Source organism: Sutterella faecalis (assembly GCF_006337085.1).
Lineage (GTDB): Bacteria > Pseudomonadota > Gammaproteobacteria > Burkholderiales > Burkholderiaceae_F > Sutterella > Sutterella faecalis.
The window spans coordinates 1,590,194-1,616,589 of the sequence record NZ_CP040882.1 but is presented as its reverse complement, the minus strand read 5'-3'; the positions used below and the strand labels follow the sequence as shown (position 1 = coordinate 1,616,589).

The 26,396-nt window shown below is 59.5% G+C and carries 26 protein-coding genes and 1 tRNA gene; 14 read left to right on the top strand and 13 right to left on the bottom strand.

Annotated features, from left to right (window positions below):
• Positions 1 to 9 precede the first annotated feature (9 nt).
• Together FG381_RS06585 and FG381_RS06580 are read left to right on the top strand one after the other, a co-directional pair.
• Positions 10 to 1,818, top strand: coding sequence for an aryl-sulfate sulfotransferase (locus FG381_RS06585; protein ID WP_139688078.1), 1,809 nt, complete (start codon positions 10 to 12; stop codon positions 1,816 to 1,818).
• A 298-nt stretch (positions 1,819 to 2,116) separates the two neighbouring features.
• On the top strand, positions 2,117 to 2,692 hold the full coding sequence (locus tag FG381_RS06580; RefSeq protein ID WP_139688077.1) for a Spy/CpxP family protein refolding chaperone: 576 nt from the start codon (positions 2,117 to 2,119) through the stop codon (positions 2,690 to 2,692).
• A 127-nt stretch (positions 2,693 to 2,819) separates the two neighbouring features.
• Here FG381_RS06580 and FG381_RS06575 read toward each other — a convergent pair whose 3' ends face one another.
• Positions 2,820 to 3,539, bottom strand: coding sequence for a response regulator transcription factor (locus FG381_RS06575; RefSeq protein ID WP_139688076.1), 720 nt, complete (start codon positions 3,537 to 3,539; stop codon positions 2,820 to 2,822).
• 159 nt (positions 3,540 to 3,698) lie between these two features.
• Between FG381_RS06575 and FG381_RS06570 the strand changes: the two genes are divergently transcribed.
• The gene (locus tag FG381_RS06570; protein WP_139688075.1) at positions 3,699 to 4,766 is read left to right on the top strand and encodes a DUF72 domain-containing protein; all 1,068 of its coding nucleotides are present in this window, start codon (positions 3,699 to 3,701) and stop codon (positions 4,764 to 4,766) included.
• Here FG381_RS06570 and FG381_RS06565 read toward each other — a convergent pair.
• Positions 4,747 to 5,292, bottom strand: a complete 546-nt coding sequence (locus tag FG381_RS06565) for a nitroreductase family protein (RefSeq protein WP_139688074.1) — start codon at positions 5,290 to 5,292, stop codon at positions 4,747 to 4,749. The two genes, FG381_RS06570 and FG381_RS06565, sit on opposite strands and share 20 nt — an antisense overlap.
• 180 nt (positions 5,293 to 5,472) lie before the next feature.
• Between FG381_RS06565 and FG381_RS06560 the strand changes: the two genes are divergently transcribed.
• Positions 5,473 to 6,114 (top strand): cyclase family protein, encoded by a 642-nt coding sequence (locus FG381_RS06560; RefSeq protein WP_139688073.1) that lies wholly within the window; start codon positions 5,473 to 5,475, stop codon positions 6,112 to 6,114.
• 36 nt (positions 6,115 to 6,150) lie between these two features.
• Positions 6,151 to 6,606, top strand: coding sequence for an acyl-CoA thioesterase (locus tag FG381_RS06555; RefSeq protein ID WP_139688072.1), 456 nt, complete (start codon positions 6,151 to 6,153; stop codon positions 6,604 to 6,606).
• A gap of 1 nt (position 6,607) precedes the next feature.
• On the opposite strand, the gene murI is transcribed toward FG381_RS06555, so the two are convergent.
• From murI to tsaE, 11 genes are all read right to left on the bottom strand, one after another.
• Positions 6,608 to 7,444: a glutamate racemase gene (gene murI, locus FG381_RS06550; protein WP_139688071.1), complete on the bottom strand. Its 837-nt coding sequence runs from the start codon at positions 7,442 to 7,444 to the stop codon at positions 6,608 to 6,610.
• 2 nt (positions 7,445 to 7,446) lie between these two features.
• On the bottom strand, positions 7,447 to 8,355 hold the full coding sequence (locus FG381_RS06545) for a DMT family transporter (RefSeq protein ID WP_226960252.1): 909 nt from the start codon (positions 8,353 to 8,355) through the stop codon (positions 7,447 to 7,449).
• Between the two features lie 31 nt (positions 8,356 to 8,386).
• The gene (locus FG381_RS06540) at positions 8,387 to 8,740 is read right to left on the bottom strand and encodes an arsenate reductase family protein (RefSeq protein ID WP_139688069.1); all 354 of its coding nucleotides are present in this window, start codon (positions 8,738 to 8,740) and stop codon (positions 8,387 to 8,389) included.
• Positions 8,741 to 8,771: 31 nt separating this feature from the next.
• Entirely contained in the window at positions 8,772 to 9,764 is a 993-nt protein-coding gene (locus FG381_RS06535) for an L-threonylcarbamoyladenylate synthase (protein WP_139688068.1), read from the bottom strand.
• On the bottom strand, positions 9,761 to 10,942 hold the full coding sequence (locus tag FG381_RS06530) for a 5-(carboxyamino)imidazole ribonucleotide synthase (protein WP_139688067.1): 1,182 nt from the start codon (positions 10,940 to 10,942) through the stop codon (positions 9,761 to 9,763). Before FG381_RS06530 ends, FG381_RS06535 begins: the two co-directional genes overlap by 4 nt.
• An 11-nt stretch (positions 10,943 to 10,953) precedes the next feature.
• The gene (gene purE, locus FG381_RS06525) at positions 10,954 to 11,466 is read right to left on the bottom strand and encodes a 5-(carboxyamino)imidazole ribonucleotide mutase (protein ID WP_139688066.1); all 513 of its coding nucleotides are present in this window, start codon (positions 11,464 to 11,466) and stop codon (positions 10,954 to 10,956) included.
• Positions 11,467 to 11,653: 187 nt separating this feature from the next.
• Positions 11,654 to 12,547, bottom strand: coding sequence for a phosphoribosylaminoimidazolesuccinocarboxamide synthase (locus tag FG381_RS06520; protein WP_139688065.1), 894 nt, complete (start codon positions 12,545 to 12,547; stop codon positions 11,654 to 11,656).
• Between the two features lie 126 nt (positions 12,548 to 12,673).
• Positions 12,674 to 13,081, bottom strand: a complete 408-nt coding sequence (locus FG381_RS06515) for a diacylglycerol kinase (RefSeq protein ID WP_139688064.1) — start codon at positions 13,079 to 13,081, stop codon at positions 12,674 to 12,676.
• 86 nt (positions 13,082 to 13,167) lie between these two features.
• Positions 13,168 to 14,232 (bottom strand): class II fructose-bisphosphate aldolase, encoded by a 1,065-nt coding sequence (gene fba / locus FG381_RS06510; protein ID WP_139688063.1) that lies wholly within the window; start codon positions 14,230 to 14,232, stop codon positions 13,168 to 13,170.
• 188 nt (positions 14,233 to 14,420) lie between these two features.
• Positions 14,421 to 15,803: an N-acetylmuramoyl-L-alanine amidase gene (locus FG381_RS06505; RefSeq protein WP_139688062.1), complete on the bottom strand. Its 1,383-nt coding sequence runs from the start codon at positions 15,801 to 15,803 to the stop codon at positions 14,421 to 14,423.
• Entirely contained in the window at positions 15,779 to 16,291 is a 513-nt protein-coding gene (gene tsaE / locus FG381_RS06500) for a tRNA (adenosine(37)-N6)-threonylcarbamoyltransferase complex ATPase subunit type 1 TsaE (protein ID WP_139688061.1), read from the bottom strand. The genes FG381_RS06505 and tsaE overlap by 25 nt, the downstream gene beginning before the upstream one ends.
• 257 nt (positions 16,292 to 16,548) lie before the next feature.
• On the opposite strand from tsaE, the gene FG381_RS06495 reads away from it, so the two are divergent.
• The 9 genes from FG381_RS06495 to FG381_RS06455 all read left to right on the top strand — a co-directional run bounded on the left by FG381_RS06495 (position 16,549) and on the right by FG381_RS06455 (position 26,107).
• Positions 16,549 to 16,624 (top strand) — tRNA-Thr (locus FG381_RS06495).
• 179 nt (positions 16,625 to 16,803) lie between these two features.
• Positions 16,804 to 18,120: a tyrosine-type recombinase/integrase gene (locus tag FG381_RS06490; protein ID WP_139688060.1), complete on the top strand. Its 1,317-nt coding sequence runs from the start codon at positions 16,804 to 16,806 to the stop codon at positions 18,118 to 18,120.
• Between the two features lie 1,184 nt (positions 18,121 to 19,304).
• On the top strand, positions 19,305 to 20,216 hold the full coding sequence (locus FG381_RS06485; protein ID WP_165697848.1) for a phage tail tape measure protein: 912 nt from the start codon (positions 19,305 to 19,307) through the stop codon (positions 20,214 to 20,216).
• Between the two features lie 280 nt (positions 20,217 to 20,496).
• Complete coding sequence (locus FG381_RS06480; RefSeq protein WP_139688058.1) at positions 20,497 to 20,820, top strand: hypothetical protein; 324 nt, start codon at positions 20,497 to 20,499, stop codon at positions 20,818 to 20,820.
• Positions 20,817 to 21,077 carry a helix-turn-helix transcriptional regulator gene (locus FG381_RS06475; protein WP_139688057.1) on the top strand — a complete coding sequence of 87 codons (261 nt, stop codon included), beginning with the start codon at positions 20,817 to 20,819 and terminating at the stop codon, positions 21,075 to 21,077. The genes FG381_RS06480 and FG381_RS06475 overlap by 4 nt, the downstream gene beginning before the upstream one ends.
• 443 nt (positions 21,078 to 21,520) lie before the next feature.
• Positions 21,521 to 21,763, top strand: coding sequence for a hypothetical protein (locus FG381_RS06470; RefSeq protein WP_139688056.1), 243 nt, complete (start codon positions 21,521 to 21,523; stop codon positions 21,761 to 21,763).
• Positions 21,756 to 22,400, top strand: a complete 645-nt coding sequence (locus FG381_RS06465) for a hypothetical protein (protein ID WP_139688055.1) — start codon at positions 21,756 to 21,758, stop codon at positions 22,398 to 22,400. Before FG381_RS06470 ends, FG381_RS06465 begins: the two co-directional genes overlap by 8 nt.
• Positions 22,397 to 22,831, top strand: coding sequence for a hypothetical protein (locus tag FG381_RS06460; protein WP_139688054.1), 435 nt, complete (start codon positions 22,397 to 22,399; stop codon positions 22,829 to 22,831). The genes FG381_RS06465 and FG381_RS06460 overlap by 4 nt, the downstream gene beginning before the upstream one ends.
• 108 nt (positions 22,832 to 22,939) lie before the next feature.
• Positions 22,940 to 26,107: a DUF927 domain-containing protein gene (locus tag FG381_RS06455; protein ID WP_139688053.1), complete on the top strand. Its 3,168-nt coding sequence runs from the start codon at positions 22,940 to 22,942 to the stop codon at positions 26,105 to 26,107.
• Positions 26,108 to 26,396 lie beyond the last annotated feature (289 nt).

The following is a 26,396-nucleotide window of genomic DNA, read 5'->3' as shown; positions in this document are numbered from 1 at the left end:
AGCCTTGTCATGACTCGAAATGAACTTTGCCGCATTGCCTGCGCGATCAGCGCTGCTTTTCTCGTCGCAGCGCCTTCGGCCGTACTGGCCGTGGGCGGTCCGAGCGGAACCCAGGTGAATTTCCAGCGGCAGGGCGAGCTCGGCGAAGTGGTTGTGAATCCGTATGACATTGCGCCGCTCACTGCCGTTATCCGCAATGGCGGCGAGGTGCTCCTCAAGGCTCACGTGCGCATTGTTCCCAAAAAGGGAGGCGCGGAAATTGCCTACGATGTCGGGCCGACCGCGCTTCGCACCTATGGCGGCATTCCCGTCTTCGGCCTTTATCCGGAATATCTGAATGAGATCGAGGTGAAGTGGACGAAGAAGACGATGGCAGGTCCGGTTGAAAAGACGGAGACCTACCGCATCTGGACGCCGCCCGTTTATCTGGATCCCTCCTGGACGCACGGCCGTCCCGTCAAGACCTTTGATACGAAGATCGTGACGCCGGCCGCCAAGGGCTTCGGCGACCGGCTCTATCTCATCAACAATCTGCTGCCCGAGTCTCCCAAGGGAAGCCGCGCAGTCTGGAACAACCCGACGGGCGGCGCGCTTCAGTGGAACAACTACCCGCAGAACGCCATCGTCGACACCAGGGGCGACGTGCGCTGGTACATGCAGCCCTCGGCCATCTACGATCCGAGAAGCCTCAACAAGGCCGGCATCATGATGGGGTTCCATCAGAATGAGGATGGTGCGCTCACCTGGGGGTACGGCCAGCGCTATGTGAAGTACGACCTCATGGGGCGGGAGATCTTCAATCGAGTCCTTCCTGACGGCTATGCGGATTTCAGCCACGCCATGGCAGTGGGCCCTGACGGGCACTACTTCCTTCGCGTATCCGCGGCGGACCTGAAGCGCGCCGACGGCACGCACGTGCACACCGTGCGCGACGTGATCGCTGAAGTGGATTCCGCGGGCCGCGTCGTCGACGACTGGCGCCTCTTTGAAATTCTCGACCCCAACCGCAGCATCGTCATCAAGTCGATCGACCAGGGTGCGGTCTGCCTCAATGTCGATCTCGAGCAGACCGGGAAGACCCTGTCGGCCGAACAGCTCGCAAGGCTTGAGGCGAAGCACGCCTTCGGCGACATTGCCGGCACGGGCGCCGGGCGCAACTGGGCGCATGTGAATTCCGTCGACTACGACAAGGCGGACGACTCCATCATCATCTCCTCGCGCCACCAGTCCGCGGTGATCAAGATCGGCCGCGACAAGGAAGTGAAGTGGATTCTGGGTGCGCCCAACGGCTGGAACGGAAAGCTGCGCGAGAAGGTGCTTACGCCCGTTGATAAGGACGGCAAGCCCATCCCCTGCCGCATCGGCAAGTGCGAAGGCGACTTTGACTGGACCTGGACGCAGCATACGGGCTGGAAGGTGGACGAACTCTCCGAGCCGGGCATCTCCGTCGTGACGGTCTTTGACAACGGCGACGGCCGGGCCTTCAAGCAGCCTGAAAACCCGAAGGACAAATACAGTCGTGCGGTGATGTACCGCATCGACGAAAAGAAAGGGACCGTTGAGCAGATCTGGGAGTACGGCAAGAACCGCGGCCACGCGCTCTACAGCGCCATTACGTCTTCGGTCGAATATGAGGCCGACAAGGATTCGCTTCTCGTCTACTGGGCATCGATCGGCGTTCAGGACAAGACGGGCGTGAATCCTGTTCTCACGGAATTCCGCCGCGGCGGAAAGGATCCTGTGTTTGAAATGCAGATCCGGGGATCGATGGGCTACCGCGCGCTTGCCATTGATCTCGGCAAAGCGTTCAAAGAGTAAAAACTGTTGGCGGTCATGAGAAGTCGGAATCCCGGAGCACGGCGCGACGGGATTCCCTTCCTGAAGCTTTGTCTGATGCGGGATTCGCGGCAATTCAGGATCCCGCAATTCAGCGAAATCGGAGGCTACGGCGTGGGGAAGAAGAAATAGCTCCTTACAGACCGTCAAGGTTGGTAAGAGGTTTCTCCTAGAGCCTGAGGCACAATCATCTCATCAAGAGGCGCTTCTCGACAAAGAGCGCGCTTGAAAACGCGCTTTCCCGGATTTTCCGGTTCGAGCACCATGAGGAGTAGAAAACATGAAAAAGAGTCACAAGATCATCGCGTCGCTTGCCGCTGTCGGAGCGCTTTGCGTGGGTACCGCTGCCATTGCCGGTCCCTGGCACCATGACGGCCAGTTCCGCGACGGCATGCCCTGCGCGGGCTATGCTTCGCAGGACTATCAGGCGGCCGGCTGGGAAGCCGTGGCTCGTCTCGTCACCATTACGCCTGAACAGCAGGGCGCCTGGAAGGCTTATGTCGATGCCCGCACGGCGCTCGACATGATGCCCGGCGTAGAGTTCAACAAGCCCGCCGTTGATGAACAGAGCCGCCTCGAGCGCCGCGCTCAGGTTGCCAAGGTTCGTGCGGATCTGCTTGAGAAGGCCGCAACTGCCCGTACGGAACTCTTCAAGGTTCTCTCTCCCGAACAGAAGTACGTGCTCGAGAGCTTTGAGCAGCAGCATGCCGGCCACGGCATGCATCGCGGCTACCGCGGCCCGCAGGGCTTCCATGGCTTCGGTCCCGGGTGCCCCGGCATGGACGGCGTTCCGGGGAACCCCGACTGCCCCATGAATGGTCCTCGCATGCATCATCGCGGCATGATGGGCTACTAACCGATTTGAGTTGACTCCAACGGGCGCCCGGGTCACAGAATGGGTGCCCGATAAAGTGGGATTGGCCGCTCTGGATTGCGTCTTCCGGGCGGCCTTCTTTTATGCGGGCTGTAGCTTCGGCGAAAAGTCAGCCCGCTTCACCCGCTGATATGGCGCTTAGAAGCTTCTGCGGATCAAGACCGTCGAATTCGGCGTGGATGATGTTTCCGCCCAGGGTTTGAGTGAGTTCGTAGAGAAGCCGGATGGGCGAGGCGTTGCCGAGTTTGCGGCTGATGTGCGCGCGGTGAACTTCAACCGTGCGCTGCGAGAGTTGAAGTAGTTCGGCGATGTCGCCGTTTCTCAGGCCCTGGCAGACGAGGACGAAGATCTGGCGTTCGCGCCGCGAGAGCGTCTCGAAAAGGCGTTCGAGGCGGTAGCGCCGGTCGCGAAGAATGGAGCGCTCGAGACCGAGGTCGACCGCATGGTCGAGTTCCTCGGGGTCGACCGGCTTTTCAAGCACGCTGACGGCCCCCATCTGCAGGTACCTGACGGCCGTGCGCAGGTCCGTTTCCTTCGTGAGAATAATCACGGAGACGGGGCTTCTGAGCCGCGCGAGTTCGTCCTGAATGCTTCCGGATGCCGTTTGAGCCATATCGTCGGCAATGACGAGACAGCCCGGGCGGTCAAGATCCGCGCGCGAAAGAAATGCAAGCGCCGATGGAAAGGCGGCAGTCTTGTAGCGCAGCTGAAGCGCAAATGAGAGCGACTCTCTTACGTCGTCATCGTCCACTACCCAGACAAGGCGCTCGTCGGCGGTGCCGCTCATTGCGGGGTCAAGTGAAAGAAGCGGATCAGCAATAGAAGTCATTCAAAACCAAAGGGAAGCAAAGTGAAAGAATAATCCATTGATTTTAGGCCATTTCAGGCGATGTGCGGATATAGTTGAAGGCGCGTCTCCCTGATCGAAAACCCGGTCATTTGCGAGGCCGCCGTCTTTCCCCACATTTTTTCTTCGAGAGCTTCGACAATGATTACCGAGAATTCGTCCGGGCTCTTTGATGATGCGCCGCCAGAGAGCGCCCCGGTATTCCCGCAGCCTGCAGACAGCGCGCTCAAAGAGATGATGAGAAGGCTGCCGTCTTCCATTCGTCTCGGCACCTCGAGCTGGAATTTTCCCGGCTGGCGCGGGCTTGTCTGGAGCCGCGGAAGCGGTCTCGAGCACCTTGCAAATGACGGACTCGCCGCCTACAGTGCTTCGCCTTTATTCAGAACAGTAGGGATCGACAGAAATTTTTATCGGCCGCTTTCAGCTTCGGCCTTTGCTGCCTTTGCCCGGCAGGTGCCCGAAGACTTCCGCTTTCTCGTGAAGGCGCCGAGGGATGTGACGGATCCGTATCTGCGCAATGACCGGGGGATCCCTACGGGACCCAATCCGCTTTTTTTGAATGTACATGCAGCGGCAGATCGATTCCTCGGTCCCGTACGCATGGGACTCGGCCAGAAATGCGGGCCGCTGGTCTTTCAGTTTTCACCCCTGCCGCATTCGGAACTGAGAAGCACCGAGTCAAGGGTGGCGCTGATTGAAAAAATCGGTGCATTCCTCAATGCGCTTCAGGCGCCGGGGGCCGGGCTTCTCCTCGCCGCGGAATTCCGCAACTACGAACTTCTGACGCCCCGCTTGATGAAGCGTCTGAGAGAGGCCGGCGTGCGTCCGGTGATCGGGCTTCATCCCGCGATGCCGGGCATCCGGCGCCAGACCGAGGCGCTGCGATTCATGGATGCCGAGGGCGAGGATGGGGGCGATTGGAAGCTCAAGGGCCCTCTCATTGTCCGCTGGTCGCTTGCGGCGCACCGCTTTTACGATACGGCGAAGGCTGCCTGGTCTCCCTTTGACGCCATTCATGCGGCTGATCCTGCTACCCGGGCGCTCATTGCATCTCTTATTGCGCGGGCGGCAAGGAGCGGGAAGGAGAGCTACCTTGCCGTCAACAACAAGGCCGAAGGATGTGCGCCCCTGACGGTAAGAAAAATCGCCGAGATTACGGATCACATCCTTGAGGCGGATCGGCCGATCGCTACCAGCGGGAAAGGATAGAAGGCGCTTTCGGGCGCGGTTCCGCGGGAGCGGCCTGCGTGCCGCAGAGGATGAAGCAGAGAAGCCTTTCGGTTTCAGGATTGAAGAGCCCCTGAGGATCCGTGATTTCGCGCGAGGTCACGGTTTTGGCAGCAAATCCCTCCGCCCAGAGGACGTTGAGGAAATTCGTGAGCGCGCCGCCCGCGGTCATCAGATTTTCGCGGTCCATCCAGGCGGGCGTATCGGCGGAAGGTTTCGGGCCGATCACGAGAATGGCGCATTCGCCCTTGAGCGCCTTGCTTCTTGCACGCTCCTTCAAGGCTGTATCGGCATCAGGGCCGAGTGCGGCTTCGAAAATGTCGGCGAGCTTTTCGCGGGAATCAGCGACGACAAAGCGCACAGGAAATGCAGGATTGTGCGAAGGCGCAGCGCGCGCGGCAAGCGCTGCGGCCTCAAGAACCTCCTCGGAAGGTGCCGGGGCTTTCTGCATTTTCGGGCCCTGAGAGCGCCGGGACTGCAGGATATTTAGAAAATCAGAGTTTTTCATGAGCGATCTTCTCTAAAGTCTGGAGAACGATTTCGAGCACTGAGCAGAGGCTCTCCGTTCTCCGAAAAAACGTGCATGGCAGTATAGGAAGCCTTTCAGTCCGCTGACCTAAAATCGTCGGCACGCTTCTTGTAAGCGTTTTTTGTTTTCAGTTTCTTTTGTGAGAGGTCGCAAAGCAGCATGCAGAAGCGCAGAATCTGGGACATCACGCCGCCGCTTGACGCCGCTACGCCGGTATTTCCCGGCGATACGCCTTTTGCCGTCCGCTGGCTTTCAAGGCTTGAGAATGGCGCGGGCGCCAATGTCTCGGAAATTACTTTTACGCCCCACGATGGCGCCCATGCGGATGCGCCTCTGCATCTCGACAGCGCCGCGGATGACGTTGCCTCCCTGAGGCTGGAAACATTCATCGGCCGCGCGCTCGTAATCGACCTCTCGCTTGACGATTCGCTCGAACCGATCGGCCCGGAAGCCCTCACGGCGAATACGTTCCCGGCACGCATTCTCTTCAAGACGCGAACGAAGCGGCCCGCCGCCTGGACGCCGGATTTCAGAGCGCTTTCTCCTGCACTCATGCGGCGGCTCGCCGAGGAAGGCGCGGCGCTTGTCGGCACCGATGCGCCGAGCGTCGACCCGGCTGAGAGCGAACTTCTCGTTTCGCACAGAATCGCACTCGCAAACCGAATGACGATTCTGGAGAATCTTGACCTTTCCGATGTGCCGGGAGGCGAATACGAGCTGATTGCGCTGCCGCTTCCCCTGAAGGGCGTTGAGGCGAGTCCCGTCCGGGCGATTCTGCGCTCGCTCTCTTCCCGCATCTGATACCTTTATTTCCCTTTACATTCTCCAAAGCTCATCATGGCTCATCAGGTTTTTGAAAAGACCATCCGCATCCATTTCGGCGACTGCGATCCTGCCGGGATCGTCTATCACCCGACCTACTATGTGCTTCTCAATAAATTTCACGAGGATTACCTTCATGAAGTCCTGAAGGTGGGCTTCATTGAAATCCGCCGCTTCGGCGTGGGCTTCCCGGTTGTAGGCGTTCACACGGATTTCGTGTCGCCTTCGCGTCCGGGAGAAGACGTGACGGCGCGCCTCTGGATCGAAAAGCTCGGCACGAGCTCCGTCAAATTCGCCTTCACGATTTCAAAGGGTGATGAGCTCCGTCTGCGCTGTGTGGAAACGATGGTTTGCGTCCGGCTCGATACGGAGGGAAATTTCGTTTCCTCTCCCATCCCCGACGAAATCCGCGCCCGCATGATGCCTTACGTGTGCGAGGACGGAGACGAGCGTCTCACCTTCCGTTCCTGAGTCAGAGGTCAAGCGGCAGAAGCCTCGCGTCCTTTCCCCAGAGGCGCTTCAGAACGGACTCGCGCAAGGGGTCTGCTCCTGTCGCCCGGAATTCATCCATGGCCGCATCCATGCCCGTTTGTCGATCGGGTATGGCCGGAGCGAGAAGATCGAGGTCGGAGAGGCGCCGGCCCAATTGTTCGGCAACGGCGGGCGCCGGATCAATGAGATGCGCGTCCTTCGCATGCCTGCTGATTGCGTTTGCGAGGAAGGGATAGTGCGTGCAGCCGAGAACGATTTCGTCTGCGCCTGCGCACGCGAGCGGATCGACATATTTTTTGAGAAGCGCCTCGAGCGTTTCAGAGCCGAAGTCCCCGCGCTCAACGCATTCCATGAGTCCCGGACAGGGCATGTCAACTACTTCAACCTTCATCGGGCGGCTGACGGCCGCCCATTCAAGCGCGCGTTCGCGCACCTCGGCGTATTTGCGGCTCCGGATGGTTGTGGTGGTCGCCATGACGCCGACGACGCCGCACCGCGTATGACGGACGGCAGGGAAAACAGCGGGCTCGATGCCGATGATGGGAATGGAGAGCCGCTCGCGAAACGACTTGACGCCGACGGCTGTTGCCGTATTGCAGGCAAACACGATCGCTTTGACGCCTCTTCCCGTCAGGTAGCCGATGATTCGATCGAGGCGCTCCATGATGTAGCCTTCATCCCGGTCGCCGTATGGCGCGTAGGCGCAGTCGGCGGCAAAGAGGATTCGCTCGTCCGGGAAGCGGGCTCTGACAGCGCGCGCGACGGAAAGGCCGCCGAATCCGGAATCAAGAATGCCGATGGGAAGTTCGCTCGTCATTTTTATTTCGATGAAAGCAGGCGCTTCCATTCCGTGAGAAGAATGCCCGCCACAATGAGCCCGCCGCCCGCGAAGCCCCAGAATCCGAGGCGCTCGCCCGCAAGCCATCCGATGATGGCGGCAAAGACGCTTTCGAGCGAAAAAATGACTGCAGCCTGAGCGGGCGTAACGAATTTCTGTCCCCAGGCAAGCAGAAACTGGGCGCAGGAAAGAATCGTTGCGAGCCAGAGGACGGCGAGGATGAGTCCGGTCGAGAGCACGGTGGGCGTGAGGGACGGCATGGTCCAGTGAGCGGCGAGCGAACCGGCGCCTGAGTAGAGGGAAACGAAGAAGAGCTGCGTGAAGCAGATTTCCGCCGCTCTGCAGAAAGGCGCAAAGCGTCCCATCAGGATGATTTCAAGGGCGGAAAGAAATGCCGAAAGAATAATCATCCATTCGCCGAGTCCCGTTTCAGGCGAGAGCGCAAAGGGGTCGGCAAGGAGTACGAGGCCGAGAAACGCCGTTCCCGAACCGAGAAAGGCAAAAATGTCGGGGCGCTTCCCAGCAATCAGCCAGAAAAGAAAGGGCGTGATCGGCACGTAAAGCGCCGTGAGAAAGCCCGCCATCGAGCTCATCGTCGTCATGAGCCCGGCGCAGTTGAAGAGGTAGGAGCCGTAGATGACGAGGCCGCTTACGGCTCCCATTTTCCAGGTGCGCAGCGGGATCGAACGGAGGGTTTTCCGAAGGATCACCGCGAGCACGAGCGTCCCAAGGGCAAAACGCAGAAAAACGAGCGTGAAGGGATCCGTATCGGAAAGCGCCTCGGCGACCGTCAGAAACGAACTCCCCCAGAAGCCGGTTGCGGCTACCAGGGCGAGAAACGGGAGCACGGGACCCGGATTCGCGAGTGATGACTTGAGTTCCTTCAGCACCTGAATCGCTTCCCTTTGAATGACCGGCCCGTCAGACAGACTTCGTCTTCCAGAGCGCTTCATCAACGCCCGAGGTGGCGGAGCCATCCGCCCAGACGATGACGGGGCGCTTGATGAGAAGCGGCGTCGAAAGCATGAGGGTTTTGAGCATTTCCGGGCTGGCCTTGGCCGCTTCACGAATTTCCGGGTCAATCTTCCGCCACGTCGGGCCGGCGGTATTGGCGAGCTTTGCTGCCGGAATGTCCTTCAGCCACCCCGAAAGGAGTTCGTCCGTGGGCGCTTCCGTACGGAAGTTGTGGAAAGTAAATTCCACGCCTGCTTCGCGAGCCCAGGCAATTGCTTTCTTGACCGAGCCGCAGGTTGGAATGCCGTAGATCTGAATCATGGATGTCTCGAAAAATGGATATTCAAGCGCTTCAGGCTGTTGCCCGTCCGAGCCGGTCGTCCACGGCGGCCCATTCGGGAGTCGAGGGCGGCGCCGCAATGAGGATTCGGTCGGCATGCGCGGCATCAAGCTCATGGAGCGCTTCATAAAGAAATGCGCCGTAGGCCAGCGCGGTTTCAGGCGCGCTGATGAAGTCAGCCACCGGAGGGAGCTTTGCCTTCAGGCGTTCGGGCGCAAGAACGGCGAGACGGACGCCCTCGTCCGAAAGCGTTTTTGCCCGCAGAATAAGCGCGTCCTCAGAAAGGAGCTCCGCCTTCGTTTTCGGCGCATAGTGGCTTTTAAGTCTTCCCGAGGCGCGGGGCGCATCTTTTCCGGCATCGGGCACTTCGCAGCCGAGCGCTTCCTCGAGCATTTCGCGCGTGATGACGCCGTGGCGCAGGATTTCTGGGCGGCCTGAGGACAGATTGAGCATCGTCGATTCAATGCCGTATTCGCAGGTGCCGCCGTCCAGAATCATGTCGAGCTTGCCCGAGGGCTTGACGCCGAGGTCGTCGGCCACATGGCGCGCGCAGGAAGGACTGATGCGGCCGAAGGAGTTGGCCGAGGGCGCGGTGAGTCCCCGGTGCTTGGGTCCCCCGAAGGCCTTGAGCAGCGCATGCGCCCAGGGGTGCGAGGGGCAGCGGAGCGCCACCGTGTCCTGTCCTCCCGTTACCCAGAGGCCGCAGCGGGGCTTCTTTTTGAGAACGAGCGTGAGGGGTCCGGGCCAGTAGCGTCGGGCGAGCGCTTCGGCTTGCGGCGTGGATTCCGCCCACCACGAAATGTCCTCGGCGGAGGCGACATGGACGATCAGCGGATGATCGGTGGGGCGGCCCTTCGCTCGATAGGTGTTGAGAACCGCTTCTTCGTTGTCGGCATCGGCCGCAAGCCCGTAGACGGTTTCGGTCGGCATGGCGACGAGGCCGCCCGCATCGAGGATGCGAACGGCTTCTGCGATTGCCTTTTGATCAACTGCTGGGACGGTCATTGCGCGAGCTCATGAGAGAAGGAAAGTCCGAGGAGCCGGGCCGCCTCATGCGCGCGGGCGAGCGCCTCATCGAGCGTGCGTCCGAGCACCGTGACGTGGCCCATCTTGCGTGCGTGACGGGCCTCTTCCTTGCCGTAGAGGTGAAGCTTGACGCCGGGCAGCGCGAGAAGCTTTTCCCAGGGCGGAGTCGTCTTGCTGTCGTTTTCGTCGAACCAGAGATCTCCGAGAAGATTGAGCATCACTGCGGGCGCAATCTGCGTGGTGTCGCCTAAGGGGAGTCCTGTCATGGCGCGCACCTGTTCCTCGTACTGCGAGGTGGCGCAGGCTTCAATCGTCGCGTGGCCGGAATTGTGGGGGCGCGGGGCAAGTTCATTCGCCAGAACGGAGCCGTCCTCGAGAACGAAAAGCTCCACGCAGAGAACGCCGACGTACTTGAGTTCATCGGCAATCTGACGCGCAAACTGCTGCGCTCTTTGGGCAAGTTCTGCGTCGATGCGGGCAGGCATCACGGTGTAGGCAAGGATGCCGTTCCGGTGATGGTTTTCGCAGACGGGGAAGACGACGGTGTCGCCCTGCGGATTGCGGCAGATGATGACCGAAACTTCCGTCTTCAGATTGAGGCGCTTTTCGAGCACGCAGTCCGTACGGCCGAATTTTTCCCAGGCGGCAAGCGCTTCCTCGCGGGAGCTGACGCGCGCCTGGCCCTTGCCGTCATAGCCGAGACGAGCAGTCTTCAGAATGCCGGGGAAAAGAGAATCTTCAAGCGCCTCAACGTCCTCAAGGCTGCGAACCGCCTTGTGGGGAGCTGTCGGAACTCCGGCGCTTTCGATGAAGGCCTTTTCGACGTTTCTATCCTGCGTGGCCGCAACGGCGTCGGCATGGGGGGCCGTGATGACGCCGGCTTCAGCAAGGCGCCTGAGGCTTGCCGCAGGGACATTCTCAAATTCCGTCGTAACGGCGAGAACACGGCCTGCAAGCTCGTCGAGGCCTTTTTCGGAGCTGTAGCCCTCGGCAATCTGAGCCGAGGAGACTTCGCCCGCGGGCGACGGCGCATGGGGTTCGAGCACCACGACGTGGTAGCCCATGCGGGCAGCCGCCTCCGAGAACATCCGGCCGAGCTGGCCGCCTCCGAGGAGGCCGAGCTGAGCGCCCGGAAGAAGTGTGCGGATCTGAGTCATCGAAAGGGTCCTCAGTCGAGCGTTTCAAGGGGAAGCGTCATCGCGCGGGCCTTGGCGTTCTGGGCGATGCGGAAGTCCGCGAGGCGGCGCGAGAGTTCCGGATCGTTGAGCGCCAGGATCTGACAGGCATAGAGCGCGGCGTTCGCGGCGCCTGCTTCGCCGATGGCAAAGGTGGCGACAGGCACGCCCTTAGGCATCTGCACGATCGAGTGGAGGCTGTCGACGCCGCGGAGGTATTTCGACGGCACCGGCACGCCGCAGACGGGAAGCGTGCACTTGGCCGCCAGCATGCCGGGGAGGTGCGCCGCGCCGCCCGCTCCCGCGATGATCACGCGGATGCCGCGTTCGGCCGCCTTTTCGGCGTACTCGAACATTTCATCCGGCATGCGGTGTGCGCTAACGACGCGGGCCTCAAAGGGGACGCCGAAGTCCTTGAGCATCTGGGCGGCGTTTTTCATCACGTCCCAGTCGGAATTGCTGCCCATCAGGATGCCGACGAGCGGTGTCTTGGTGCACTCTGCCATGATTATTCAGAATCTCTAGAGAAGAATAAAAAATCGAAAAGCCGACCGAAGCTCCGCCCGTTGAAGTTTCCTTCCGAAGGAAGAGGAAACAGAAGGGGCCGACGCTTCTGCCGGCTGCTGGGGAGCGGCTAAAAAAAGATGCGCTCCCCATGAACGCGAGGGCGGAAGAAGCTTCCGCCCGGGAGATTTACGGCTCAATATCCGTGCCGGTAAGGCGGCGCAGCGCCTCACGGTACTTGTCGGCCGTCTTCTCAATGATGTCTTCAGGAACCTTCGGAGCGGGCGGACGCTTGTCCCAGGGCTGGGCTTCGAGCCAGTCGCGGATGAACTGCTTGTCGAAGCTCTTGGGCGAGGTGCCGATCTGATAGTCGTCGGCAGGCCAGAAGCGGCTCGAATCCGGCGTGAGCACTTCGTCCATAAGGAGAACATTGCCGTTTTCATCAAGACCGAATTCGAACTTCGTGTCGGCGATGATGATGCCGCGGGTGAGCGCGTATTCGCTTGCGCGCTTGTAGAGCTCGAGCGTGGCGTTGCGGATGGTTGAGGCAACCTTTTCGCCGTACATCTCAACGACGCGCTCGTAGGAGATGTTTTCGTCGTGCGTGCCGAGTTCAGCCTTGGCAGCCGGCGTGAAGATGGGCTCAGGGAGCTTCTCGGCCTGGCGCAGGCCCGCGGGGAGCTTGATGCCGCAGACTTCGCCCGTCGCCTGATAGTCCTTCCAGCCGCCGCCGATGATGTAGCCGCGTGCAACGCACTCGATCAGAATCGGCTTCAGGCGCTTCGAGACCACGGCACGGCCGGCAACCTGCGGAATTTCCTCAGGCTTCACGACCGTTTCGGGGGCGATGCCCGTGAGGTGATTGGGGATCACGTCCTTGAGCTTTTCGAACCAGAAGTTCGTGAGCGCCGTCAGGACCTTGCCCTTGCCGGGAATCGGATCGCCGAGGATCACGTCAAAGGCGGAAATGCGGTCCGTGGCAACAAGCAGAAGCTTGTCGTCGCCCACGGCGTAGCAGTCGCGGACTTTGCCGCTGTAAATCTGCTTGAGGGACGGGATGTTCGTCTTGGAAAGACCGGGCATTAGAGTTGCCTCCCTAAGGAAGAAAAGAAAAATCCTGATGGCGGGAATTTTAATGGCGCAGGGGCGCTTTCAGGCCCGAAACCACCGTGAAAACTGCTTAGAAGAGTTTGCGCGGACTCAGAAAAGTTAAAAGAGCGCGAAGACCGCCGGGAGCGCGATGAAGCCCCAGGCAACGAGTCCCATGATGAGTGCGAAAAGCACTGCCGCGCTCCCCATGTCCTTTGCGCGTCCGGCAAGCGGATGCACTTCCATGCCGATTCGGTCGACAACGGCTTCAATCGCCGAATTGAGGATTTCCGTGAGGAGAAGAAAAAGCACGGAATTGATGAGGATCACCTTCTCAAGGAGCGTTACCGGGAGAAGAAGCGCGAGCGGAATCAGGATGATCGCAAGAAGGCATTCCTCGCGAAAGGCGGCTTCGTTTTCAAACCCCGCGCGGATTCCCTGCCAGGAATAGCGCGTGGCGTTGATGAGCCTTCTGAGGCCGCGCTTGCCCTTGAGGGCTTCGGCGGACTTTAATTCGGGTTCTGTCATGGGATGAATTCGAATTGAAAAAAGGCGCACAGTCTCAGGGAGGAGAACTGTGCGCCGTCATGAATCTGAGGCTTCGTGCTCAAGCGTTAGAGCACATTCTGGCGAAGCGTGCCGTCAGCGTATTTGGCCGCGATCTTGTCGAGCGCGACGGGCTTGATCCGGGCGCCCTGGCCTTCGCAGCCGAACGCGAGGTAGCGCGAGCGGCAGAGGGCCTTCGCGGCGGCGCGGGCGGCCTTCAGGTAGCCGCGCGGGTCGAAGCCCGAGGGATTCTCAACGAGGTAGCGGCGGATGGCGGCCGTCATCGCAAGGCGGATGTCGGTGTCGATGTTGACCTTGCGGACGCCGTGCTGGATCGCCTTCTGGATTTCCTCGACCGGAACGCCGTAGGTTTCGCGCATGTCGCCGCCGAATTCGCGGATCTCAGCGAGGTATTCCTGCGGAACGGAAGAGGAGCCGTGCATCACGAGGTGCGTGTTCGGCAGACGCGCATGAATTTCCTTCACGCGGTCGATCGAGAGGATTTCGCCCGTGGGACGGCGCGTGAACTTGTAGGCGCCGTGCGAGGTGCCGATCGCGATGGCAAGCGCGTCGATCTGGGTGATGCGGGCGAATTCTGCCGCCTGATCCGGATCCGTGAGGAGCTGCTCGCGGGTCATCTTGGCGTCGGTGCCGTGGCCGTCTTCCTTGTCGCCGCGCATCGTTTCAAGCGAGCCGAGGCAGCCGATTTCGCCTTCGACGGAAACGCCGATGCAGTGGGCCATTTCCACCACGCGGCGGGTGACGTCGACGTTGTATTCGTAGGTGGAGATGGTCTTGCCGTCGCTCATGAGGGAGCCGTCCATCATGACGGAGGTGAAGCCCGAGCGGATGGCGCCCTGGCAGACCGCCGGGCTCTGGCCGTGGTCCTGGTGCATGCAGACGGGAACGTCCGGATAGGCTTCAACAGCGGCTTCAATGAGGTGGCGCAGGAACGATTCGCCCGCATACTTGCGAGCGCCCGCCGAGGCCTGCATGATCACGGGAGCGCCGACTTCGCTCGCCGCCTCCATGATGGCCTGAACCTGTTCGAGGTTGTTGACGTTGAAGGCGGGAATGCCGTAGCCGTTTTCAGCCGCATGATCGAGCAGCTGTCGCATGGAAACAAGAGCCATTGCGTTTTCACTCCAAGGTGGATGAGGGGCGCGCCCGCAAAAACCGGAGGCCTGTCCTTCCATGCGGAAGGGGCCTCGACGGCGTTTCGGCACGGGGGCGCCGCGTCGGATTGTGCTTCCCCCGCATTGTAATGGTGCGGAGAGTTTCGGTCGAGGTCCTGCAGGTGAAGCGCAGCGTCTCGACGGCATCAACCCTGGCGCGTGAGCGTCGTGTCGGCGGCAAGCTGCTTCTTGATGCCCGTAAGAATGGCCCGGGCAAGCTTTTGCTGATGATTGGCGTTTTTGAGCAGCTGCTCTTCCGACGGGTTCGAAATGAAGGCCGTCTCAACGAGAATCGACGGAATGCCCTGGCCTTTGAGCACCGCGAATCCCGCCTGCTCCACGGCCGTTTTGTGGAGCTTGTTGATGGCGCGCAGCTCCTGGAGTACGGCGGTGCCGAGCCCGAGGCTGTAGCCGATCGTCCAGGACGAGGTCATGTCGACGAGCACGCTCGCCACCTGCTTATTGACGGTGGAGATGTTGACGCCGCCGATCAGGTCGGATTCGTTCTGATTTTTCGCGAGCCAACGTGCAGCCGCCGAGGTGGCGCCTTTTTGCGAGAGTGCAAAGACGGAGGAGCCCCTTACGTTGCTCTTCACCCAGGCATCGGCATGGATGCTGACGAGAAGATGAGCCTTCACGCGGCGGGCAATCGCCACGCGTCCGCCCAAACTGACGAAGTGGTCGGAATTGCGCGTGAGCACGGCCTTCATGCCGGGTTCAGCAGAAATAAGCTTGGCAAGCCGCCTTGCGATTTGGAGAACGACGACTTTTTCCTGCGTTTTGCGCCGTCCGATGGCACCGGGGTCTTCGCCCCCGTGTCCCGGGTCGACGACGATGATGATCTGATCTTCGCTCTGAGTCTTTTTGGCCGGGGCGCTCTTCGCCGGCGTCTGCGTGTCTTTGGCCGAGGGCTTCTTGGCTGCCTTATCGTCTTTGCCTTTAGAGGCGGAAAGCGCCGGCCGCGTCTTCGGGGCATTCGGATTGGCAAGACCCGCGAGCACGTCGGCGAGCGGATCTTCGGAATTCGATGACGAGAGGGAATCCGTGAGGAGATTCCCTTCCTGCGATCCCGCGAGGATTGCGCCGATCTCATCCTTCGGATGCACCGGGTAGATGTCGAAAACGAGACGGTACTGATAGTTGGCGAAGGGCTTCAGAAGAAAGACTTCGGGCTTTACGTCCGCCTTGAGATCCATGACGAGCCGAACAACGCCGGGCTTGAACTGCCCGATTCTCATGGCGCTGATATAAGGGTCGTCAGGCTTCACGTCGGCAATAAGGCGCTTGACGCGCTCAGTGAGCGCGAGTCCTTCAATATCGATCACGAGCCTCAGGGGAGAAGCCGAGCGAACGAAAAAGTGCTTGAACTTGAGGGGTTCGTCCGTTTCGATCGTGACGCGCGTGTACTCCTCTGCAGGCCACATGCGGACGTTGACGAGCTTTGCGCCGCTCGCTATCTGCCAGGGAGCAAGCGAAAGGAGAAGCGTACCGCCGGCGGCGGATATCAGGCGGCGGCGGTTGAATTCCATGATTCCGAAAGAGAAGCAAGAATTTCGCGGCCGAGAGGGGACTGCGCAGAGATTTCAACCCGCCTTCCGAGGCCCTCAATCGAAAGCGCAATGGTGATGTCGGCGGGCGGCAGATACGGAAAGGCTTTGTCGCTCCACTCCGTAGCGCATACGGCGCTGGGACGGAATTCATCCTGGAACCCGGCATCTTCGAATTCCTCGGGTTCCTCGAAGCGATAAAAGTCGAAGTGATTGATCGTAAGACCGCCGCAGGGATACGTCTCAAGAAGCGTGAAGGTAGGGCTCTTCACCGCACCTTCCCAGCCTAAGCGGCGAAGCGCCGCACGGATGAGGCTCGTCTTTCCTGCGCCGAGATCGCCTTCAAGGCGCAAAGCGAGGCCTTTGGCAAGAATGCCGGGGCTCGCGCGGAGAAGTGCATCGGCAAGCAGGGCGCCGAGATGGTCAGTGTCTGCCGGAGCGGGAAGAGACGCAGAGAATCGATCGGTCAACGGTGTCTCCGAAGAGAGAAAAAGAGTAAGACGCGGGGAAAGTCCTGAGATTTTAGTCGGCGCTATACGGAGCCTGAGGCCTGCAGATACATTTCGAACACAAGGCAAGCGCCTTGGATGCGCTCAATGCAGACAGACACGGCGAAAACATCAAATGTAAGGATTTGTAAAACATTCTTGCCGCAAGCAATTCACTTCTGCATAATTCGTCTCCTCCGATCACAAGGCCGGTTCGAAACGGCCGAAGATTGAGAGTTGCCGGTGTAGCTCAGCTGGTAGAGCAGCGCATTCGTAATGCGAAGGTCGGGAGTTCGAATCTCTTCTCCGGCACCAATTCATAGGCCCGGACTGTCCGTGACAGTTCGGGCTTTTAATTTATTTCAAGCACTTAGCTCAAAACACCGCCCGCCGTCGTTCGCCTTAGACCCCCTCTAGCCGCGTTTTATTGATGGTATGTATGATGGTATAGTACTTAGCCTAAAGTTCATACCATCATAAAAACGGGGTGAAATATGAAACGCGGTGCCGACCTCACAGCCCTTCAGGTAAAGAACCTCCCCAGTGATAGCCGCCTGCACAACGTGGGCGGTGTTCGCGGGCTATATGTCAAAAAGAATGCTTCGGGCTCCGGGAGCTGGATTCTCCGATATACCGCGGCCGATAAGAAACGCCGGGATTACGGCCTAGGCTCCTATGCGGAATTGACGCTGAAGGAGGCGCGAGAGAAAGCAACCGCGGCCCTGAAGGCGATTGAGCAGGGCATTGACCCCATAGAAGCCAGAAAGGCGGACATTGCGAAGGCCGAGAAAGATGAACGCTTAGGGCTTACCTTCGCTCGGGTGGCAGGCATGTGGTTTGACGATTTGGAGGAGGAGCGAGAGAAGCGCAATCCGCGCTGGAGGCGCCGAGAGGAGCCGCGGTTAAAAAAGAATGTCCTCCCGGTAATCGGCTCTATCCCTATCGCGACGCTCAACGAAATGGATGTGTTGAGGTGTATTGAGCCGCTAAGGAGGGAGGGGAAAGACGAGACGGCAAAAAAGCTCAGGACGGCGATTAAGCAAATTGCGGCGTGGGCCATTCAGAAGGGATACAGAGAAAACCGGCTAAACCCTGCCGGCGAATCCTTGACAGATCTATTAGGCACCGTGAATGCGCCTAAAGCAGAAACGGAGAATCATCCGGCTGTAGCAGTGGAGGAGGTGCCGAGACTTATGAGGGAGCTCCTTCAATCAAAACTCCCGACGGCGCGGGCCCTTGTGTTTTGCATTTTCACTGCAGGCCGCTCGAAAGCGGTGAGATATACGGCGCCGGAAGACATTGACCCCGCGGAGGGCGTGTGGATGGTACGCCGAGAGAATGACAAGGTGAAGGATAGACGCGCATTGCGCGAGGTAATGCTTTCCTCATACGCGCTCGATTTCCTTAAAACCCTGCCGAGGATCGAAGGCGCCCAGTACCTATTCACCTCGCCTAACGGCGGGGCGCTCACGCCGGAGGGGATGGCCCAGCGCCTCAAGAGCATGCATAGAGATCGCAAGGCCGTCGACGGTGTGGGATGGGTTGATCCGGTGCAGACAAAACTTTACGGCAAAGATAGGGTGATTACCCCTCACGGCATGCGGGCGGCCTTCAGGACTTGGGCTGAGGACGATGCCCACGGCAATAACCGCCGTTTTGATCCGATTGCCGTTGAGCAGTGCATGCTCCACAAAACCGATAAAAAGTATGACGGCGCCTATAGCCGAGGCACCTACCCGGAAGAGCGACGCCGCATCATGGAGGCATGGGGCCGATATTGCATGGAGGGCAAGTGGCCCGATGAAGCTTAGGCCGAGGGGGTGTGTTTTAGTGCTCCCACTGCGCCCGGTAGTAGAGATATACATTAATTAATATAAAAATCAATTACTTACTATCTATCTTACCGGGAGCACAACCGGGCGCAAGCCGGGCGCAGTGGGCGCACCCCCACACACCCGCGGCCTTGATGTGTCACGCGCGCGGCCGGCCCCCGGGGGGCCCCAATTCAGGCCTGCGCCGTCGATAACCCTGCCCGAGTAGCGAGCAGGGCTGAAAATCGAAACAAAACTCCTTATTTTGAGGAGTTTGAGCCCCGGCGGCCGGCGGGTGTTCGAACTACCCGGGGGCCAAAACTCGCGCGCCGCGCCAGCAGGACAGGGGCTGAAAGATTTTTGCAATCCTCAAAACGGGCTGAAGCTTCAAGGGCGGGTGTTTTCCGGCGTCGCAAGGCCTTCTCAAAAATTTTTGGAGGCTTCCAAAAATTCAGATTCGATTACCGGATAACCGGTTAAATCACACACACGCGGCCTTAATACCCCGCCGCGCTTCGGACGTTCGGCACACCCGGCGTCGCCTAACGTTGCATTGATTACATGGTTTAAATCATGCTTTATGGGTATGCTTCCTCGGATTTGTGGAATCAAAGAAGGCCGGTCCTCAGCGCCTACTAAATATTTAGTAAATGACTTAATAGATTTACTTGGCGCGCATGAGCTGGCTGAAGGCGGTGGCGATGGACTTTCGCTCAGAATTGCGCGAAAGCACACTTAGCGCGCGCGAAAGAGGAGCAAAGCGTTAGGGGTGAATGCCGTTCGCGATGCCGAGGCGCATCGGGCGCGCACATGCCCGGAAGGGAAAGCACTACCACCGGGCGTAACCCGCGCTCCTCTTCACACACGCGGCCTTTATCCGCACACACGCGCACCGCCAGACTGCCGGCGCCCGGCGTTGATTCGCTGTAGCCTTACAGGTGCGCAGGCCTTCGGAGTAGCTATCCGCAAGGCTGGAGGCAGGCCGCGCTTTCCCTGCCTCCTCGCGCGCTCCGAATGTTGAGAGCGCCATAACGAAAGCGCCAATGCAGGATACAAATTCCCGGTGGTTTACCCGCCTGCCTTATTACGAGCACTCTCCGTTTCTTCCACCCGCGGCGGAGAGCGCGCCGCGCTCCCGTGGGTTTGATGAGTGCGAGCATGCCGGGGCGTTAGAGCCCTTGCTGTTGAATACGCACCTTCGCTTTTTTGCGTCGTTCTATCCGGCTTCGGCATTCTTCACGATGGCGGAGAAAGCACGCGGCCTCGATGACGAGAGCGAATACGAAAACGCGAAATCACTCCTGCGCGAGTTTTGTGCTCAGCTGGAGGAGTGTTTAGAGCGCACACGCAAAGCGCTCTTGCTCCCCGCCGATGAGCGCGAGCACTATGGTTTTGTATTGCCGCGTGTGCCCGGCTATGACCACGGCGCCGGCGGCAAGCCCGGGGATTCACAAACCGAGGCCCTTCTATGGCTTGCGCCTGATGAGCTCGCCGCTTCGGCGCCTCCTATTCCCGTGAGCTTTGTGGGCGGCGGAAAGAAACGCGAGGATGTAGAGAAGGCCTTCGATGCAATGCGGAGCGCCCCAGCCGAGGAGAAGGAAAGGCTTGAGGCCGGCTATCAGCGCACCTTGAATAAGGCGCTCAAAGAATCGGCGAAAACTCAACGCGAACTGCAGGCGGCCTTTAATGTGCTTGCCTTCTCATGGGGTAGGCTCCACGGCCTTCGCTTTCTCTGCTATCAACTGAGGCAGGCCGGGAGCACAGAGGGCATTAGCCTGCCGGTCGAATATATCCGGGAGCTCGGGCAGGCCGTTCGAGAAGCCATGAAGGCCGCCGACGCGGCAGGCGTTGGATTCACGCAAGCGGCCTCGCTCGCCCGGGAGCGGAAGAACCGAGGGATAAAAAAGCTCATGAACGTAACGCCCGAGGAGGCGGCGAGCGCGTATCGGCAGGCAAGAGAATCGCTTCAGGGGCTTCCAGCCTCGAATTTGGATGCATTAGAAAAAGCAATTGCCATGCTGAGAGCGCAGGGAAAGCGGTGCCCTCAGCGAACAGAATTTTTAAAGCTCCTCGCCGATTCAAAATATTCCATGTAAATCAAGAAAAGCACTGTCCGCAAATTGAATTTGCGGGGTGAGTTTTCTTCCTCTTCACGCTGAAATGTTCCTCATAGCTCAGGCGGCGCCGTAGGCGTTCGCCCGAGAGCGAAAACCCTTCATATAGGAGCGTTTCAGTAATGGCAAATAAGGCCGTTTCAAACGATTCGACTTGCCGATTAAAGGCGTTGCTCACGCGCTGGCGCTTAGCCGATTTGGGTAACTGGGCTTCCCAGCTCTCCGCGGCAAGCCCGGCGCCCTCTGCCGGCGAGGTGCTGGCATGAGCTACACGGCATTTCAACGCAAGCCGCCTAAGGGGCGTTGCTACTCCGTTCGCGAGTTATGCGTGCTCTTGGGCTCCGCCAGCACTCCTCTCAGGGCCGACAAACTCACGCGCACGATTCACTCGCTTTCGAGGCAGGTGCCCGGCGGTGATGTGCACTGCAAGCGCACTCGCGTTCGCCTGCCCGATGGCCGTGAGTTTGATTCTTATGTGATCGATGACATAGGGTTGTTGCTCCTCCTTCAGTGGCAGGAGAACGGCGGGCGCTTTCCCGCCCTCTATGCGGCCTTGAAAACTCAACCGATTGAGGAAGAAGAATGAAGAAGACAGAGAAGAAAACCGCCCCTAGCTGGGCGCCCAGCCTTGATGCTGAAAGGCTCGAAGCACTGAAGAAAGAATATCCGGGGCTTATCCGCCTGCCTCGCGTGAAAGAACTCACCGGCCTCGGCAAAACGACGATTTATAGCATGCTCAATGCCGGCCGCTTCCCCGGGCGCCTGAAGCTCACGCCGACGGTATCGGCATGGCGCTCCGCCGACGTGATGGCGTGGATTGAAGAGCAGGGGGCCGCGGCATGAGTATCCCTAACACCGTTTTCGCGCACGGCCGCGGCAGTTCGAGGCATAATACCGGCAGGCGCTTCAAGAGCGCTCGCGGCTTTAGCAGGCCGCAGAACCTTAGGCGGATAGCCGCCGCGCCCTGCGCTTCTCGCGCACGCGGCGTTTCTTTTGGGACGTTCGGTAATTTCTTACCGGATGCATCAGGCCTTACGGGGCCTTTCGCTAAATATTTAGCGTTCGTCCCAACATCAGGGGCATTTTCTCAAAATTTAGAAAATGTCGCCTCATACAGCGCTATCCGCGAACACGGCCTCATTGCGTCTAATGAATTCATGGGCGCACCGTGTGGGAAGCCTTCGGGCTTGCCGTTTCCTAAGGTACGGTCTGCTAACCCGCACGGTGCCGCCCGCCCTTTAGCAGGGGCGAACGGCTTCGACAATCGAACCTTAGGAGCCACGGCCATGACGCTTTATGACGCCGCCGGCGTGTGCGCGCACGCCTATACCCTTGGAATTTGCAAATTCCTCAATCTCTTCAATCGTCTCACCGGCCGTGCTGGCGGCGTTCGCCCGCTCGGCAGTTACCTCGGTGACGATTTGCGCGCCCAATTGCCCTCTATCTTCAAGGTGAATCCCGAGCTCCTGAAGCTCGCTCAGGCCGAAACGAATCGCGCCGCCGCTTCGAAGGAGGTGCGCCATGCGTAAGCCCTTCTCCGTTTCGGTATTCGCCCGCCTGCTTTCGACGGAAATGAGCGAGGTGAAGAACCTCCCAGCCGCCTATCTCTCTGAATGCGCCGATGCCGCCGATGACCTCTCGGCCTCGATTGCCGACGTGCTCGAAGAATCCGCGGATTCTCTGCACGATGACGATGCCGGGTTTACGCCGCTCACGCGCATTGCGTCTCTGCAGTCGCTTTGCGCTTCGAATCTGCGCCTGCTGAATGACGTTCGCAATCTGCTCTCATGGGCGAATGCCAACGCGCTCAGCGCCCCCTCGGCCCCGGCGGCGCCCATTCGCGGGAAAGCCTCGGCCGATGTGAAAGCTCTCACCGAGGCCGCCCAGCTCATGGGCGAGCGCCTTGCGCCCGTCGATGTGAAAACGAATCACATGGCGATTTACCCGGCTATCGAACTCGCTCGCGGCATTGCTGATGTGCTGGCGAACAAGGCCGCATGCGCGGGGCTTATCGCCGCTCACGTTGACGCCGACGGCGCCGATGAGCTTGCGGCCGATCTCGCCCAGCTTGCGCGCTTCGCGTCAAAGCTGGCTGAAGCGCTCCCGGAAATTGATGGCGCTACGGCTGTATGGGGTGATGTTGATGATGAAGAGGAGGAGCTATGACTAAGAGCATGCGCATTCGCGGCAAGGGCAAGAACTATCGCAAGGAAGCCATTCGGGTGCGCAGGGATTTGGTCCGCGCCGTGTGGGAGTTGTTCCCTTATGCGCCGTTCGATGCCGAGGCCGGCAGGTTGTTTGACTGGTATTTCTGCTTTGAGGTGCAGGGCGATACGCTTGCCCGGCTTTCGATGCCCGGCACGGGGATGAGTAATGGCGCGTTCGCTAATCCCTGTCAATCGGGCCAGTCTCAGTGCCTGCACGTGGATTTTCTCGGCAGGACGGCGGCGGACCGAATCGCGGAAGCCCGGTATTACTGCGCCCGCATGAAAAGGTGCATTAAGGAGCTGAAAGCGCAGGGCGCCCGCAAATTGGCGAACTATCCGACCGCGGCCGAAATGCGGGCGAAATTGGAAGAAAAAGCCGCCAACGTATAAACGGGCGGCTAGGAAAGACATTCACGCGAGCGGTGCGGAAGGACTAAAACCCCGGCCGCTCGCTTTCACTCTAGGCCGCGTGTGCGCGCGGCTTAAGGAGGATATACCATGTCCCTTTTTACTGAACAGCCTAAGGGCATGCTTTTTGGCTTAGGCAAGAACAGCGGGGATGCTTTACCCGAAACGTATGTTGCCGAGGGTTTTTTGCGTTTCGCAAGCCTCATTGCCGGACTGCCCCGCCTAGAAGAGAAAGACGGCCTCTATGTCTCCGCGGCCTTCACAAAACGGCCGGGAGAATGCGGGCGCCGCAATAACGCGAACGCCCAGCCCCTGCCGGTGCTTTTTCTCGATGTTGATGACGCGACGCCCGAGCAAGCCGAGGCATTGCCCGAGAAGCTGAAAGGTTTGAATGTTGATGCATTCACCTATCCCAGCTTTACCGACGGGGCGCCTAAATACGAAACGGCGGAGAAGGCGAAAAAGCCCGGGCAGACATTCAAGGATATTCGCGACGAGAGCGGCCGGCTATTTCGTCACGTCCTTCACGATGCTGAAGGCAGGCCCGTTGAGAAGGCTCCGGCATGCGCGCGCTTCCGGGTAGTGCTTAGCCTCTCCCGGCCGCCTTCTCAAGAAGAGCGCGTTTTGCTCATGCAGTGGGCGGCCTCTAAGCTGGGCGTTCATTTCGATGGCGCCACTAAGGACGCCGCCCGGCTTTATTACACTCCGCGCATCAACTGCAAGGAGGCCGACATTAAAAGCTATTCGGGCGAGCCGCTGGATGTTGATGCCGCTTTAGAGGAGGCGCACCTACTCGGTTTAAACGCTGTAAATCCTGCTGGGCCTTTCGGCGCGCCTCCGCCTAACTATACTCCGTCGCCGCTCGCGCCCGGCAGTGTCGCCGCTGAGGCGCCTTTCGCGCCGGCGGCTGAGAGTACCGCTCTCGAAGAATGGGACGACGGCCCCGGCATTGCCAGAGAATCGCTATTCGATATCGCTCCCGTAACGCGGCCTGAAGATGATCCCGTGCTCATGCGCCTTGCCCGGCTGGGGATGGTCATTGGTCCTTCTCGCGCGAATAAAGGCGCCTTCGATATTAGGTGCCCTTTCGAGCATGAGCACACTACCGAGGGCGGTGCCCGCGATACGCTCTATTACTCGAGAGAAAGCGCCGAGAATATTGACCGTGACGGCAGGCAATTCCGTTTAGGCCGCTTTCACTGTATGCATTCATGCATGGAGAGGCACTCTCAGACAGAGTATTTCGAAGCGCTTAACCTCAGCTACTCGGATATCTGCCGCGCATGGAAAGGCGAAAGCCCGGCGTTGTTTTGGGGCAGTGAGGGGCGCCGGTATCTCACCGACAGTAATGGAACAGTTGCCGTGAGAATCCCGGGTAAATCATTCAAGGGCACTGAAACGCCGCCGACGATTCATAACGTGTGCTTCGGCCTGAAGGTCCTCGGCTTGATGAGCGACGATAAGGGCGGCGCTCAAAAGCTTCGCCTGCAATTCCGGGATAAGGATGGCCGGCATCATTTCGCAGATATTGCTCTCGGTGATTTGATGACGCGTGATCCTGCTACGGTGCTTGCTCCCCTCTGTACCGAAGGCCTCCAGATCGCCGGGCGCCGGGCAGTGCCGTTGCTTATCGATTATCTCGCCTCATTTCCTTCAGGGCTCCTGCCTCGCTTTACCGGGGTGGATTCTCTTGGGTGGTATCACGCGCCCGACGGGCAAAACGTTTTCATCCTCAGTGAAGAGACGGTTTACCCCTGCGCGCCTACCTCATGGCGCGGCCCGGCCATTGTGTATTCAGGCACAAAGCAGAAGGCGGCAAAGCTCGCCAGCCGAGGCACGTTAGCCCAATGGAAAGAGCGCGCCGCCTGCTATTGCCAATATTCCTCGCGGATGACGCTGGCGGTATGCGTTGCCTTCGCGGCGCCCTGCCTCGCCCTTATGAGTGTTGAGGGCGGCGCTTTCAATATCTACGGCCCCAGCTCGCGCGGCAAGTCGCTCTCGCTGAAGCTCGCCGCTTCGGTATTCGGCCGCGGCGCTATGGATGGCGAAGGTAATACCGCCGGATATATCGATACGTGGCAAGGCTCTTTAATCGGGCATGAGCAGTCGTGCATTGGTCATAATGATCTGCCGTTGATTTTGGATGAGGCCGCCATGTGCCCCGAGAAAGAGCGCGGCGATAAGGCCTATATGTTCTCTAACGGCAAGGAAAAAAAGCGAGGGGGCATATCTGCCAACGGTGAAATTGATTCTCGTAAATCGCACTCTTGGCGCACTCTCGGCCTATCCTCCGCTGAAATGACTGCCGAGCAATGGATTAAGGCAGGGCGCTGGGGAAACAGGGCCTATGCCGGCCAACTCACGCGTTTCACCGACGTATACGCCTGCCCCGTCAATGATGATTTAGGCGTTTTCGAAAAGCTCCCTGAAGGCTTGAGCGGCGGAGAAGCGGCGCACGCGATTGAGAGCGCGGCCGTTGAGTGCTATGGCACCGCCGGGCGGGAGTGGCTTCGATACCTCACGGAACACCGGGAGGAGGCGAAGGAGGCTTTAGCCGCGTCAATGAAAGCCTTTCGCGATCGCTTCAAGGCCGATTTGCAGAAGGGGCAGTTTGCCCGCGTTCTTGACCGCTTCGCGCTTTGTGCCGCGGCTGGGGAGCTTGCAACCTCAATCGGCCTAACCGGCTGGGAAGCGTTCGAGCCGGGGAAGAGTATCGCCGCCGAGCAGGTTTACGCCTGCGCGCGCCATGCTCTAAAGCCTTTCCGCGTTGGGCGCGAACGGTTAGACGATGTGCGCGCCCTAATCAATATGTGTACGAAAGAATCCGAGCGTTTTGTAAATGCTCCGTGGCATATGGGCGCTGATACGCCAACGCCTTGCTATGGCGCCCAATGGGCCGCCAACAGCGACGGATCAAAGTACGCTGGCGCCGACGGTGAAGAGTGGCAGGACCTCTCCAGCGACGCGAGCGCCGGTGCGCAGGGTGAAGACAGTGAGGAGAGCGGAGCGCCCGAGCGTGTGTTCTTCTTCTATAAGGGAGTGTTTCAGGAGAAATACGGCGGTGAGGTTATGGCGAAGAGCCTTGCGCTATGGCTTCAAGGCGAAGGGGCTTTAGTCCGCATCGGCGGCGATACCCGCCGCAATGATGGCACCTCGCGTTGCGGAAGAGCCTACGGCCTGCACGACGCGAAGACACCCGGTTATTGCGTGCTCCTGAATCGCCTTCGCGGATTAGAAGAACAGCTAACCGACGATTAACCTAAGCGCGCCCAGCGCATGAAGCCCTCACGTCCTTGATTCAGGCCGTGGGGGCTTTTTTCGTGCGCCCGGTAGGAAATGGATGAATACCTTTTAAATATCAACACATTACGCGATTCTCGGCGGCCTCGCTGGAAAAAGCGGGCGCAGGGGGTGGAGCACAATTCCGCGTCAATTTCTTCGCTACTGCCACAGGGAATTAAGCCACTTATCCACAGGGTGGCGCAGTGGGAGCACGAAAAAATAGGGGGTGGGGATGGGTGATAGGATAAAGGGAGGGTACAGGGGG

Coding starts and splice junctions, on each gene's coding strand:
- FG381_RS06480 (WP_139688058.1), top strand. CDS start 20,497: ATGAGCTACACGGCATTTCAACGCAAGCCGCCTAAGGGGCGTTGCTAC.
- FG381_RS06465 (WP_139688055.1), top strand. CDS start 21,756: ATGCGTAAGCCCTTCTCCGTTTCGGTATTCGCCCGCCTGCTTTCGACG.
- FG381_RS06575 (WP_139688076.1), bottom strand. CDS start 3,539: ATGACTTCTATTGCTGATCCGCTTCTTTCACTTGACCCCGCAATGAGC.
- murI (WP_139688071.1), bottom strand. CDS start 7,444: ATGACGAGCGAACTTCCCATCGGCATTCTTGATTCCGGATTCGGCGGC.
- FG381_RS06490 (WP_139688060.1), top strand. CDS start 16,804: ATGAAACGCGGTGCCGACCTCACAGCCCTTCAGGTAAAGAACCTCCCC.
- FG381_RS06560 (WP_139688073.1), top strand. CDS start 5,473: ATGCAGAAGCGCAGAATCTGGGACATCACGCCGCCGCTTGACGCCGCT.
- FG381_RS06570 (WP_139688075.1), top strand. CDS start 3,699: ATGATTACCGAGAATTCGTCCGGGCTCTTTGATGATGCGCCGCCAGAG.
- FG381_RS06580 (WP_139688077.1), top strand. CDS start 2,117: ATGAAAAAGAGTCACAAGATCATCGCGTCGCTTGCCGCTGTCGGAGCG.
- fba (WP_139688063.1), bottom strand. CDS start 14,232: ATGGCTCTTGTTTCCATGCGACAGCTGCTCGATCATGCGGCTGAAAAC.
- FG381_RS06515 (WP_139688064.1), bottom strand. CDS start 13,081: ATGACAGAACCCGAATTAAAGTCCGCCGAAGCCCTCAAGGGCAAGCGC.
- FG381_RS06505 (WP_139688062.1), bottom strand. CDS start 15,803: ATGGAATTCAACCGCCGCCGCCTGATATCCGCCGCCGGCGGTACGCTT.
- purE (WP_139688066.1), bottom strand. CDS start 11,466: ATGGCAGAGTGCACCAAGACACCGCTCGTCGGCATCCTGATGGGCAGC.
- FG381_RS06585 (WP_139688078.1), top strand. CDS start 10: ATGACTCGAAATGAACTTTGCCGCATTGCCTGCGCGATCAGCGCTGCT.
- FG381_RS06460 (WP_139688054.1), top strand. CDS start 22,397: ATGACTAAGAGCATGCGCATTCGCGGCAAGGGCAAGAACTATCGCAAG.
- FG381_RS06530 (WP_139688067.1), bottom strand. CDS start 10,942: ATGACTCAGATCCGCACACTTCTTCCGGGCGCTCAGCTCGGCCTCCTC.
- FG381_RS06535 (WP_139688068.1), bottom strand. CDS start 9,764: ATGACCGTCCCAGCAGTTGATCAAAAGGCAATCGCAGAAGCCGTTCGC.
- FG381_RS06555 (WP_139688072.1), top strand. CDS start 6,151: ATGGCTCATCAGGTTTTTGAAAAGACCATCCGCATCCATTTCGGCGAC.
- FG381_RS06520 (WP_139688065.1), bottom strand. CDS start 12,547: ATGCCCGGTCTTTCCAAGACGAACATCCCGTCCCTCAAGCAGATTTAC.
- FG381_RS06470 (WP_139688056.1), top strand. CDS start 21,521: ATGACGCTTTATGACGCCGCCGGCGTGTGCGCGCACGCCTATACCCTT.
- FG381_RS06540 (WP_139688069.1), bottom strand. CDS start 8,740: ATGATTCAGATCTACGGCATTCCAACCTGCGGCTCGGTCAAGAAAGCA.
- FG381_RS06475 (WP_139688057.1), top strand. CDS start 20,817: ATGAAGAAGACAGAGAAGAAAACCGCCCCTAGCTGGGCGCCCAGCCTT.
- FG381_RS06565 (WP_139688074.1), bottom strand. CDS start 5,292: ATGAAAAACTCTGATTTTCTAAATATCCTGCAGTCCCGGCGCTCTCAG.
- FG381_RS06455 (WP_139688053.1), top strand. CDS start 22,940: ATGTCCCTTTTTACTGAACAGCCTAAGGGCATGCTTTTTGGCTTAGGC.